Genomic DNA, 12,392 nt, shown 5'->3' with positions numbered 1-12,392 from the left:
GCGAATTTTCACTACAAAACACGTTCAAATTTCAACATTATTCAGCTCCATGAAAGCCTGAAACCTCCCTTTAATATCTATACACCGACCCTTCTTGATTGTAGCAAAAAAAGGGGAAAGAGGCGTTAAGAACAGATTGCTGTTTGAAGATGGAGCGAAGCGGAATCAAGTTTCAAGCTGTTTAGCCTCTTTTTCCTTTTTTTGCGTTAAGCAATCAAGTCAGGTCTTGATTTTTGGTTCTTTTCATCAAGGAAAAGAACAGGCAAAAGACTTACGCCAACACAAGAAAATAAGGAAGGCACAGACCGCACATTAGCTCCCTATCCTTTCCTTTGTTCACCGAGGCGGCTACCGCTTCGCCTCTTGTTCTCAAAGTCAAGGACAGGTCACTTTTTCTTTTCTCTTTTCTTTTTTTTCTTTTGCTCTGAAGAAATGTTGGATGGCTACCTATTAAACTGAGGCAAAACCAAACGAAAGCCGTAGTAGTAGTAACGGGACGAAGGGATGAGGTAGTTGCGGATCGCAACCCGACATCCGATGACGTAGCGGTTCCAGCCGCCGCCACGAACAACGCATGATGAAGCTCTCGGTTCGTCTATCCATGCGCTGCCATCTTTTGGTGCATTTTCGTAATCGCTATGATAATCGTCTTCACACCATTCCCATACATTGCCGCTCATATCGTGTATGCCCAGTTGATTCGCTTTTTTCCAACCCACAGGATTCGTTTCCCTATGACTGTTTTTATCACACCAAGCGACTTCCTCTATGTTCTTGCTCCCTGCGTATTCAAATTTATCTCGCCAATGTTTGCCTCCTCTTGCCGCATATTCCCATTCCGATTCGCTCGGTAGGCGAAAATCAAAATTCCCAAATTCACTATTCAATTTTTGGAGAAATCTTTTGGCATCCTCCCAACTCACCATTTCCACAGGTCGGTCTTTGCCTTTGAAGCGAGAGCGGTTTTCGGCTTTGCCCATCACAAAAACGTATAGGGCTTGGGTGACAGGGTATTTTCCGATGTAGAAAGTCGGGATGTTTATTGGATGTTTTCCTTTTCCTTCTCCCATTTCGGCTTTTCCTCCCTCCACTTCAATCAACTCTATATCAAAGGTTTCACCTGTTGTTGGGTGTTGAAGGGTGACAGTTTTGGTGGGTGTTTGGTTCATATTTGAAGGATGTTTTTTTTGGTCGAAAACCTATTCTTAGCCCATGAATTAATTCATGGGCTACGAATGGGGTACAAAAACCACTGCTATTAAGCTATTCGACAGCCAAGATGGGAAAAATTTTGGATTTTTTGAAAGGTGTAACAGAAACTTTGTCAACGGTCGAAGACCTTGACAACAGTTGAAGTGGGGAAAAAGAAAAAAATGGATTTACCTTTTCCCACCAATTCCGTTAACAATTATGGTGTAAAGACTTTTGTAGTTTTCTGTTGATAGATGGTTGATTTTCTACTTTCTCACAAATTTTTTAAATGAAACTACAAAAGTCTGAATCGAAATCACCCAAAAAGTAGCAGGTGCGACCAAGCCAACGAGCAAATGTCCACTATCTAAACGACTGCTATTGTTATCTTCCTTATCTTTGTGACTTCAAAAAAAATGTCAACCTTATGCAGCGATATATAGTAGTCTTGCTAACATTTACCATCAGCGCCCTTGTCTATGGTCAAGGAATCCCGACCACCTACTACAACGAATGGATAAATTTTGACCAAACCTACTACAAGGTAAAGCTCAACAGCACAGGACTTTACCGAATCAATCAGTCCGTATTGCAGTCCGCAGGCATCAACGCCAAAGGTGCAGATTTGAAGCTCTACTACAAGGGTAAGGAAGTGCCGATTTATGTGAGCAATGACGGTGATTTGGGCAACAACGACTATGTAGAGTTTTTTGGAGAAAAAAACGATGGAGAATTTGACACCCAACTTTTCCAAAAACCAACGTGGCAGTTGACACCACTAAAAAACTTGTTTACAGATACTTCTGCCTATTTCATTGCCGTAGAAAGTGGCGCAAACCATTCTCGCTATGCCTCCACGACCAACGACATCAGCAATCCCCCTGCAAAAGAAGCTTTTTACATCCGCAACAGCCAAAACGTATTTGAAGCAATTCACAATCCCGGCAAGCGAATCAATGTAGGAGGGACCGCTACTTCTTTTGCTGATTTTGATGAAAATGAAGGATTTACAGGCTCTTCTATCAACACAACAGCAGGTGAGACAAGTTCTCGTCAAAACCTATCCACCCCGTCCATTTTCTTCAATGGCGGAGAAGCCACGATTACAACCAAACTAGTCGGCATCAACAACGACCCCTTCACCTTCAAAGACCACCCACTGACCATTAGCTTCAATGGTACGGTTTACCAACAGACCAATTTTGAAGGATTTGACAATACCATCGAAACCTTCAATGTGCCTTTGGGTGAACTCAAAAGCCCCGAAACAGAGGCTACTTTTACGGCATTGACGACAGATAACCCAACGGCTACCAACAATTTTGTGGTGTCTTATATGCACATTACCTATCCCAGCACTTTTGACTTTGAAGGAAATAGAAGCCGTATTTTTGAAATAGACAACAATGCAGACAAATACATTGAAGTCACCAATTTTGATGGCGGTTCGCAGCCCATTTTATACGACATCACCAATCGCCAACGCATCGTCCCCATAGTAGAAGGAAGTGTTTACAAATTTTTGCTCAAACAAGTATTTGGCGGTGCGGCAAAAAGAAAACTCATCCTCGCCAATACCAGCAATTCATTGACTACCAGACGTATCAACAAAATAGATACGGTTCAATTCACCGATTTTAGCAAAGCCGAAAACCAAGGCGACTACCTCATTATTTCACATCCTCTGTTGATGAAAGGTGCGGTGAATCAAGTAGAACGCTACCGTCAATACCGCAGCAGCGCAGCAGGCGGCAACCACAAAGTAGTCCTCGCAAACATTGAAGAACTCTACGACCAATTTGCATGGGGCATCCAAAAACATCCGCTTTCGGTTCGGAATTTTATCAATTATGCCGCCGACAAATGGAATGGACAAGCCAAACAGTTGTTGCTACTCGGCAAATCCATTGAATACCGAAGCACTACCACAAGTGCAAATTTTAGGGACTGTTTGATTCCTACCTATGGTCACTCTGGATCAGATGTTTTGCTGACTGCCAGAAGTGCTTTTTCCTACGTCAATCAAGTGGCACTTGGTCGAGTGCCTGCTCGAACTGCTGAGGAGGCAAAAATTTATTTGGATAAAGTCATTGAATACGAGACACTTCCTGACCCTTGTAGCGCACAGGACATCCTTTGGCGAAAACATGCGCTACACATTGCAGGGGGAACAGATTTGGCGGAAGCGGCAGATTTTGTGCAGACACTTTCGGTGTATAAAGAAATTTTTGAAGACATCAACTTTGGGGGAAAAGTGATTCACACCTACAACAAGTTTTCGGACGACCCAATTGAAGAAGCCGACCTCAGCAATTTCATCAATCCTGGGCTTGGCATCATTAATTTTGTGGGACATGGAACGGGTAATTCATTGAATGTAAACATCAAAGCTCTCGAACAAGAAAACTATGGGCGTTATCCGTTCATCTTAGCAAGTTCTTGTTTTGTAGGAGATATTCACAATTCCAACAACGTTCCAGTAGGAATGGCACATGAATTTGTGTTGGCTCCCAATTTGGGTTCTATCGGTTTTTTGGCAAGTGCTGCGGTTGGTTTTCCCGTTCTGCTTGACCAATATGTTCAGGGTGTTTACGAAAATTTCACCGCCAATTTATACAATCAGTCCATTGGTTTGGCGATAAAAGACAACAATTTAAAACTCAGTATAGAATTTGGCGACCCCAACAGTCCATTCTACAATGGCGTGAAATTCAATGCCATATTTTTTACGCTGACAGGCGATCCTGCCATCATCCTCAATCCATTGCCTGTTCCCGATTACCGAGTCAGTGAAGCGGGCATTTCGTTTGAGCCTCCACAGATTACGACCGATTTGGACTCTTTTGCAGTCAATATTGTTCTCCAAAATTTGGGCAAAGCCATTGAAGACCCCATTCAGGTAGTCGTCAATCGCCGACTGCCTGATGGCACAGTCCAGGTTGTTTTCGACCAGCAAGTGCCTTCTCCAAAGTATGCCGATACGCTTCAAGTTTTTGTGCAAACAGGTGATGCAGATGTTATTGGCGGAAGCAATAGTTTTGAAGTGTTGATAGATGCCCAGAATCAAGTGGCAGAACTTTGTGAAAGCAACAACAATACGGTCAAAGAAACAACGATTTTCTCCAACCAATTGATACCCATTTTTCCCTGCGAATTTGCCATAGTCGCCAACCCGAATGTCACCTTGAAATCTTCAACAGGTCAGCCGATTTTGGAGGAATACGACTATGAATTTCAAATAGATACCACTGCTTTGTTCAACAGTCCCTTGCTGCAAACCGCAACTGTGACCAGCAAAGCAGGGGTCATTTCGTGGCAACCAAATGTGAATTACCAAAACAAAACGGTTTATTATTGGAGAAACGCCCAAGTACCTGAAAATGAAGAAGAAAAACCCGCTTGGGCAGTTAGTTCTTTTCTTTTTGAAGCCAATAGCACCAACGGTTGGAACCAATCCCATTACTACCAATTCAACCGCAATACCTTCAATGACATACTATTGGATAGTCTGAGCCGCAAATTCAATTACGATTTTATCACCAACAAACTACACATTGTCAACAACCGACTATCGCCCGACAATATTTCCATTAGCCTCAATGACAAAGTATTAGCAGACTTCAATTCTTCGCCCAGTACCCGTGCAACTTGTTTGGAGGAAGGCGTTTGTGAAGGTGGTTTGGGATTTATTGTCTTGAAACCCAAGCCCATTTTAGAACCCATTGTTTCCCTTGCAAGCGAAAGAAGTGGCACATTGGATTGTGGGGGAATGGGAAAATATGGCAACAACCATTGTGAACTGAACGATATGTACGCCATCGAGTTCAGCACTGCCATTGGTAGCCGCTTGGAAAGTATGCAAACGTTTATGAACGAAACGATTGAAGTCGGCGATTACGTATTGGTTTACAGCCTTTTGAACCACCGCCTAAGCAATGCCGTTCCCAATGACCCAATTTTTCCTTACGTCAATTTTATCGAAGATTTCCTTCAAAACATGGGCATTGCCACTTTGGACGGGTTGACCAACAACAGAGGTTTTATTGCTTTTGGCAGAAAAGGCCTTCCCGAATACCCTGCAAACATTCAATTGACAGGCAATTTGAGTGACGAAAATTTGGTGATGGATTTGGAAGTCGATGTAAGAGCCGACAATGGCAGCGTGTCCTCCCCTCCTATCGGCCCTGCAAAAAGCTGGCAGACATTGAGTTGGAAAAAAGACAACCTGCCGACCGACCAGACCAATTTGAGGGTATATGGCATTGGCGAAAATGGCAGCGAACTCATCAACGGCAATTTGGCGACAGGTGAAAATATCAACATTAGTAGCATTGATGCGCTGAAATATCCCTTCCTTCGATTGGAGTTGAAATCGACGGACGTGGCAGAACGCACGCCTCCTCAATTGGATTTTTGGAAGGTGCATTTTGAAGGGGCGGGTGAATTGGCTTTGGACACCAAAACGGCTTACAGTTTTGAGTCGGATACACTTTTTGAAGGACAAACTGGCTCACTTTCTTTTGCTTATGTCAATGCAGGAGAGGTGGACATGGACAGCGTTTTGGTGCATTATACGCTTGTCAATCGCAACAATGTACAAACACTTCTAGATGCCCCACGCTACAAACCTTTGGCTTCGGGCGAAAGTTATACGGCTAATTTTTCGTTTGAAACCAATGGCTTGAGTGGTAGTAATTTCCTTTTGGTGGAAATCAATCCCGATGGCGACCAATTGGAGAAAAAGGACTTCAACAATGTGTTGGTGATTCCATTTACGGTTATTTCCGACAAAATCAACCCCATTGTGGATGTCACCTTCGATGGGCGGCACATTATTGATGGGGATATAGTGTCGGCTGCACCCAATATTTTGATTCGGGTTAAGGACGACAATCCATTTTTTGCGCTCAATGATACGTCTGATTACCAAATTGTTCTGACTTATCCAGATGGTAATGGCAACCCAATTGCGGAGCGCATCATTCCGTTTAGCGACCCAATGGTGACTTTCCGACCTGCCACACAAGCGCAAGCCGCAGCAGGCAACAATACTTCGGAAATAGAATTGCAGCCCAATTTTACCCAAAATGGAACCTACGAAATAGCCATTGATGCCAAAGACCGAAGCGGCAATGATTTTGCACGTCAAGCCTACAAAGGCAGTTTTGAGGTCATCACCGAATCCATGATTTCCAACGTATTGAACTACCCCAACCCCTTCACTTCTTCGACCCGTTTTCTGCTGACCATCACAGGTTCGGAAGTGCCTGAATACCTCAAAATTCAAATTATGACGGTTTCGGGGAAAGTAGTGCGAGAAATCACACAAGCAGAACTCGGTAGCCTACATGTTGGCGAAAATTTGACCGAATTTGCATGGGATGGAACAGACGAATTTGGCGACAAATTGGCGAATGGGGTGTATTTGTATCGAGTAGTGAGCCGCTTGAACGGTCAGGAAATCAAACAATTGGAAACAAATGAGTTGATTGATGGTAGTTTTAAGAATGGTTGGGGGAAGATGTATCTGATGCGGTGATTATTTGGATGTTGGAATGATTGGATATTTCCCTTCCAATAGCGGTGGGTTTCGAAACCCACCGCTATTGAGCCGCAGACTACAAAAGTTTTTAAAACTTTTGTAATCTGTTTTGGTAATCAGTAAAAAAGCAGCAGAACTTTCGAGCCATCAAACGTGACAGACATTCATCAGGGCGTGTTGCAATACCCGTTCCCGAAAACTCGTGGCACAGATGAGCCGCTCCTTTGGGTCGTAAATTTTGAAGTAGTGGTAATCCCCAAAATCAATGGTTTGTTCGAGAATATCACTTTGAAGTGAGCGTAGATTCTCCCGCAAGTTTTTTGTAAATGCAATCACTTCAGGGCGGTTTTGCTTGCCTTTTTTGGCTTTCCAATACGCCAAATACAGGTTATCCATTGAAGTAATGGGTTCAATCAAGTTTCCTTGCCGTTTCATTTGCCTTCTTTTTTTTGAAGCCCTTCCGCAAACCTTGTCGCATATTTGGCTGCCTTTTTCTCACCAATCCCCTTGACTTTCTGCATTGTTTTTTCGGTGATGGTATTCAGCTTTGCTATTTCGGACAAAGAAGCATTGCTACAAATCGCAAAAACAGGCAGTCCCTCTTCTTCTGCCAATACCTTGCGTACCTCTCTCAAAGCGGAATAACGCTGAAAAGTCGCATCGTCCAATACCTTTTTGTAGTCGATGCGCTGTTGTTCGTTGGAAATAGCACTCGAACCGTCTATATACTCCACACAAAAAGACCAATAAGCTCCGTTTTTGCCATTGACCAGTTGACGGTCTATTTCCACAACCTTCTTTTGCTGCAAAAACTGATTCAATTCTTTTTCCCACTTTTCACTATGCAAAATGGGAATAGTAAAAATTTTAACTTTCATAAAATATTAAATTTATAGTAGTCCTAAGAAAATACCACAATACCAAGCCAAGTGAGCTTCCTTTCTATTAATCCTTCCTGTTCTAAGCTCTCTACCCAAAGTTGGGGGCAACGCCCCCAAACCCCCAGCTCCATGTACTTCTCTTTGCTCACGTGGGCGGCTCCGCATTCGCCCACTGCTCCCAAAGCTCCGTCCATTTCGCCCTGACCTGACCTGTTAGCTCAAAGAGAAAAGCCGAATGGCTGCCTACTAAACTAAGGCAAACCAAGGCGAAAGCCGAGGTAGTAGTCCCTGTTAACGGGGGCGAAGTTGAAGCGGTAAGCAACCCGAAGGGTGCCGGTGAAGTTGTAGCTCCACGAGCCGCCCCGATACACTCGCATTGAAGCTCTTGGTTCATCTATCCATGCGCTGCCATCTTTGGGAGCATCCTCATAATTGGAGTGCCAATCGTCTTCACACCATTCCCACACATTGCCCGACATATCATATATCCCCAACTGATTCGGTTCTTTCCAGCCCACAGGTTTGGTCTCTTGATGACTATTTTTTCTATACCAAGCTACTTCTTCAATCTCATTGCTGCCCGAATATTCAAAGTTGTCTTTTATTCCCTCTTTTCCTCCTCTTGCTGCATATTCCCATTCAGCTTCGCTCAATAGGCGAAAGCCCATATTTCCATAGTCTTTGTTCAGTTTTTCTATAAATACCTTTGCATCGTCCCAAGAAACCTGTTCGACAGGTCTTTCTGTTCCTTCAAAGTAAGAAGGATTTTCGCCCATCACAAACTCGTAGAGGGCTTGGGTGACGGGATATTTGCCGATGTGGAAAGTCGGAATATGTACTTCATGTATGGGTTTTTCAAAACTGTACTTTGTTCCTCCCATTTTGAAGCTGCCACCTTCTACTTGAATCATTTCAAAGTTGAAGATTTTGCCGTTGGTTGGGTGTTGTAGGGTGATGGTGTTGCTTGGTATTTGTATTGGAGGCATGGTTTGTGTTTTGGTTGTTTTGAAGAAAATTCGTTCCCATTCTTAGCCCACGAATGAATTCATGGGCTATGGATGGAGTTTCTTATTTCAGTTATTATTTGACATTTGACTGTTGGTTCAACAATGTTCTCAATTCAGCGGTCACTTCACTCAAAGCGGCATCGGTATTTTCAGCGAGGTCAATAGGCTTTTGGGATTTGGGTAAAATTTGCAGTCCTGCAAAAGCCGTTTCATCCCAAGTGCAGGAACGGAGACTAATGGGAACGACGATTGCCTCCCCTTTTTGGCTGTATTCCATGGCTTGCTGCATTTCTTGGTGGTATTGCTTGTCTCCTCCCAAATAGTCCGAACTAATCAGCAATAAAATAATGTCTGCCTCTTTCATTTGTTGCTGAATAACCGCCTCTCTTTGAGAGCCTGTCAATATTTTGTCTTCACTCCAAACCTTGACCGAATCCACCCGTTCCAATATATTCAAGTGAGTTGTCAGTTGCTTTTTCCACTTTGCATCTTCCATTGCAGCAGACACAAAGAGACGAGTCGCTTTGGGTTTTTGGTAGGCAGTCTGTGATGGATTTTTTTCTTGTTGTGCCAATTGCTTGAACAAACTCACTCTTTTCAATACACTGAATTCTTCTTCCCCTTCTTTTTTTCTGACGGTTTGGAACAGGGTTTCTTCCTCTATGTGCGCCAGCAGGTTTTCCAGTTCTGCCGCCAATTGTTGGGCTTTTTCGGATTTGGGAAATCGAATTTCGATGCAATGCTGTTGAAAATCAGCCGTCACCAATACATGCACTTCCTCATACTCCAATAAAACTCCCTGTTGGTAGCGTTCATGCACAAACTTGATGTCCTTTGTTTTGACCAAAAATCGGTGCATGAATACAGGCGGCAAAAATCGGTAGCCAATTCGCCGACATTCCTCCAATTGCAGCACTGCGATGTATGCCTTTCGGTCTTCTTCGGGCATTTGAGCCGTCAGGTATTGCGGCACGACAAACTTTCTTTCCTTGAAGGAAGGGCTGTGATATTTGCGTTTTTCGTCTTTTTCAGTCACTTCAAAACACAATTCACAACTCAACATAAAATCCATGAACAAGGCTCGTTCTTCGTCCGTATGCCTCCGCCAAATCCTCGTCAGCAGTCGGTGGTCCAGTTCTCCCTTTTCTTCTTCCAGTATTTCATGGTGTCTTTCTTCCTTGTCGAATACCTTGTAAACCGCCTCAATCGCCCAGCTTTGGTCCAAGATGATGTTTCCCCGAAAGTATTGGCTGCGATAGAACAGCACCCCTGTATCGTGTAGAAAGCGCAACAATACATCGCTCGAAGAAGCCACCTCTGCCGCTTCGCACCATTGCCGAAAGGTCTCCATTTCTATGGTCTTTGCTCCGCCCTTCTTCTCTTGTTCTGCCCTCACCCTATCCCGCACTTGCAGCCACCCATTGGGCAAAAGGCGTTTTTTCAATGCCTCCAAAAGCTTTGGGTCGTCCGCATAAATTCCCTCAATTTTATACTCCAACGCTGCAAAACCTTTGTCTCGCTTGGCACTTACCTTCAAAAAATCTTCAATGTGTGTATGGTTTTTCTTCAATTCTTGCCTATCTACTTCCACGGGTTTTTTGCCCTCCAATTCCGTTTCTATTTCCGCTTCGGTCTTGTCCATTTTGTTCTCGACTACCAAGACAGGACTACCCTTCCCAAAGCAGCGCACATATTCCAGCCAATAGGGCAAGTCTTGATTTTCGTATAGTTTATTCTTGTATTCGTGGTGCGATTTGCTTTCGTTCACGATGTCCCAAACCAACAAAAACAAAGCCTGTGTTTGCATGAATAGGCGATGTGTGGCGTGGTAAATATCCTGCCCTCCAAAATCCCATATATTCAACATCAATCCCTTCTCCAGGTCATAGACCTCCAAGTGTTTTCTCAACAACACAATGGCATGAGTCGAATCGTGTTGGTCGTTGAACACATAATCGGGATGCCCTTCCAATCGCTTTGCCACTTGCGTCTTGCCCACACTGCCATTCCCGACCAAAATCACTTTTACCTCATTGTTCAGTCCTTCGCCCGTATTTTTCAAGGCGGTGTAATATTTTTTCACTTGCTTCCAACAATTCTCGGCTTGACTCAAAATGTTTTGGTCAATATTGCTCACATCGTTTTTCCGCAAATACAAACCTTTCATCGCCTTCAATCCCTCAAAATCCGCCAATTCAAACTCCTTCAATTGATTTTCCTCCAATCGCAAATGCTGCAAATTGGCAAAACCTTTGGGCAGCCAAAAAGACTTCAATTGGTTTTTACCCAAGTGCAAAATCCGCAAATTGGGTAAATCATCTTCTATCCGAATGGATTGAATATTAGATTGATAGAGGTAGAGATAGCGCACCGATTGGAGGTAATCGGCAGACAAAACCATGCTTTCAATCCGTCCTTCATTGTAGCTCAAGTCCACAAACTCGATTTGGTTGGCTTTGACTTTTCGCCAAATTTCGGGCAGGTCACGGTCGGTCAGGTTTTGTTTGCTGCGGTCGAGTTTGAGCTTTCTTCGGGGATTCACAATTGTATTCATAGCGGGGCGTAGATTTAACAAATGGAAAAATAAAGTCAAATCTACTGTATCTTAGGCAAATACACAAATAATCCCCTATCGAAACTTTGTCAACAGTCGCAGACTTTGACAATAGTTGAGCGGCACAAAACTAAAACAAAGCCCGCATTGTCGCCCCGACCTTATGAATCGCCCGACTCTCCCCACTTTTCCGCCCCTCATACCGAAGCTCCAGCTGAATATTCCCCTTCAAGCGAGTCGTATAAGTCGTGCTGACCTTGTGAACAAGAACTGCTAGATAAAAAAGAACTTCCGCACTATACGCAGAATTTTCACACTAAAAAGCCCAAAACCCATACAAGCAGTTCCTTTCCATCTAAGAGTTCTTGTTCAAAAAAACTAAAACAAAGCCCGCATCGTCGCCCCTCATATCTCAACTCCAATTCGATATTTCCCTTCAAGCAAACACTACAAACTTCGTCTATGCTGCAACTATTCAAACCCAATAAACGTTAAATAATGAAAATAAAAAAAAATGGAAAATCTAACCGTAACAAAAATAATGCACCTCTTTGAGCCATTGCACTTCAATGTCAAACTCGACTTACTCTCCAAACTCACTGAAAATGTGAAGAAAAGCTACCCTACTCCTGAAAGTGAAAAGCTACGGTTATTAGATGAATTGGCAGGTTCTTGGAATGATGTAGAAGATGAAGTTATTGAGGATATACTGCAATCCAGAACCATCTCAACAAGAGAAATTAACTTAGACTAAAATGAGCAAATATTTGATAGACACCGATATTTGCATTGCTTTTCTAAAAGACAAATTCAATATCAAGAGAAAAATCAAGAGTGTTGGAATAAGCAACTGCTATATTTCAGAGATAACCATTGCAGAGCTGACTTATGGAGCTTACAAAAGTTCAAATTTTGAAAAACACATTTCAGAAGTTGTCAGAATGAAAAACTTATTCAATGTAATTCCTATTTCTGATAGTATAGAAAAATACGCTGCTGAAAAAGTTAGACTTCAACGCTTAGGGCAACTGATTCCAGATTTCGACCTATTGATTGCTACTTCTGTTGTCGCTCACAATATGGTTATCGTCACGAGAAATGAAAAACACTTTTCCAGAATCAATGATATTGTAATTGAAAACTGGACAAAGCGTGAATTCAATCATTTTGCCTAAAACAAAGCCCACACAAGCCAAATCCAACACAAGAAAGTTCCT

At 43.1% G+C, this 12,392-nt stretch carries 8 protein-coding genes; 3 read left to right on the top strand and 5 right to left on the bottom strand.

The genetic code is table 11. The annotated features are described in order from the left end of the window. Positions 1-443: 443 nt before the first annotated feature. Positions 444-1,169 (bottom strand): formylglycine-generating enzyme family protein, encoded by a 726-nt coding sequence (locus tag R3E32_00575; protein MEZ4883196.1) that lies wholly within the window; start codon positions 1,167-1,169, stop codon positions 444-446. 449 nt (positions 1,170-1,618) lie between these two features. Between R3E32_00575 and R3E32_00570 the strand changes: the two genes are divergently transcribed. Beyond that, entirely contained in the window at positions 1,619-6,730 is a 5,112-nt protein-coding gene (locus R3E32_00570) for a C25 family cysteine peptidase (protein ID MEZ4883195.1), read from the top strand. Between the two features lie 150 nt (positions 6,731-6,880). On the opposite strand, the gene R3E32_00565 is transcribed toward R3E32_00570, so the two are convergent. The 4 genes from R3E32_00565 to R3E32_00550 form a co-directional block, all read right to left on the bottom strand. Beyond that, positions 6,881-7,168 (bottom strand): hypothetical protein, encoded by a 288-nt coding sequence (locus R3E32_00565; protein MEZ4883194.1) that lies wholly within the window; start codon positions 7,166-7,168, stop codon positions 6,881-6,883. Continuing rightward, positions 7,165-7,611, bottom strand: coding sequence for an HRDC domain-containing protein (locus tag R3E32_00560; GenBank protein MEZ4883193.1), 447 nt, complete (start codon positions 7,609-7,611; stop codon positions 7,165-7,167). Before R3E32_00560 ends, R3E32_00565 begins: the two co-directional genes overlap by 4 nt. Positions 7,612-7,865: 254 nt before the next feature. Then, positions 7,866-8,600, bottom strand: a complete 735-nt coding sequence (locus tag R3E32_00555) for a formylglycine-generating enzyme family protein (GenBank protein ID MEZ4883192.1) — start codon at positions 8,598-8,600, stop codon at positions 7,866-7,868. A 94-nt stretch (positions 8,601-8,694) separates the two neighbouring features. Beyond that, positions 8,695-11,175 carry a COR domain-containing protein gene (locus R3E32_00550; GenBank protein ID MEZ4883191.1) on the bottom strand — a complete coding sequence of 827 codons (2,481 nt, stop codon included), beginning with the start codon at positions 11,173-11,175 and terminating at the stop codon, positions 8,695-8,697. Between the two features lie 514 nt (positions 11,176-11,689). On the opposite strand from R3E32_00550, the gene R3E32_00545 reads away from it, so the two are divergent. Then, complete coding sequence (locus tag R3E32_00545) at positions 11,690-11,929, top strand: hypothetical protein (protein ID MEZ4883190.1); 240 nt, start codon at positions 11,690-11,692, stop codon at positions 11,927-11,929. Between the two features lies 1 nt (position 11,930). Beyond that, complete coding sequence (locus R3E32_00540; protein MEZ4883189.1) at positions 11,931-12,350, top strand: type II toxin-antitoxin system VapC family toxin; 420 nt, start codon at positions 11,931-11,933, stop codon at positions 12,348-12,350. The last annotated feature ends 42 nt before the right edge of the window (positions 12,351-12,392 follow it).

Source organism: Chitinophagales bacterium, assembly GCA_041392475.1.
Taxonomy (GTDB): domain Bacteria; phylum Bacteroidota; class Bacteroidia; order Chitinophagales; family UBA2359; genus JAUHXA01.
This window is presented reverse-complemented; position numbering and strand designations above follow the sequence as displayed.

What these genes read in the sequence shown, in the direction of transcription:
- R3E32_00575 (MEZ4883196.1), bottom strand. Translation starts at nt 1,169, where the DNA reads ATGAACCAAACACCCACCAAAACTGTCACCCTTCAACACCCAACAACA.
- R3E32_00570 (MEZ4883195.1), top strand. Translation starts at nt 1,619, where the DNA reads ATGCAGCGATATATAGTAGTCTTGCTAACATTTACCATCAGCGCCCTT.
- R3E32_00565 (MEZ4883194.1), bottom strand. Translation starts at nt 7,168, where the DNA reads ATGAAACGGCAAGGAAACTTGATTGAACCCATTACTTCAATGGATAAC.
- R3E32_00560 (MEZ4883193.1), bottom strand. Translation starts at nt 7,611, where the DNA reads ATGAAAGTTAAAATTTTTACTATTCCCATTTTGCATAGTGAAAAGTGG.
- R3E32_00555 (MEZ4883192.1), bottom strand. Translation starts at nt 8,600, where the DNA reads ATGCCTCCAATACAAATACCAAGCAACACCATCACCCTACAACACCCA.
- R3E32_00550 (MEZ4883191.1), bottom strand. Translation starts at nt 11,175, where the DNA reads ATGAATACAATTGTGAATCCCCGAAGAAAGCTCAAACTCGACCGCAGC.
- R3E32_00545 (MEZ4883190.1), top strand. Translation starts at nt 11,690, where the DNA reads ATGGAAAATCTAACCGTAACAAAAATAATGCACCTCTTTGAGCCATTG.
- R3E32_00540 (MEZ4883189.1), top strand. Translation starts at nt 11,931, where the DNA reads ATGAGCAAATATTTGATAGACACCGATATTTGCATTGCTTTTCTAAAA.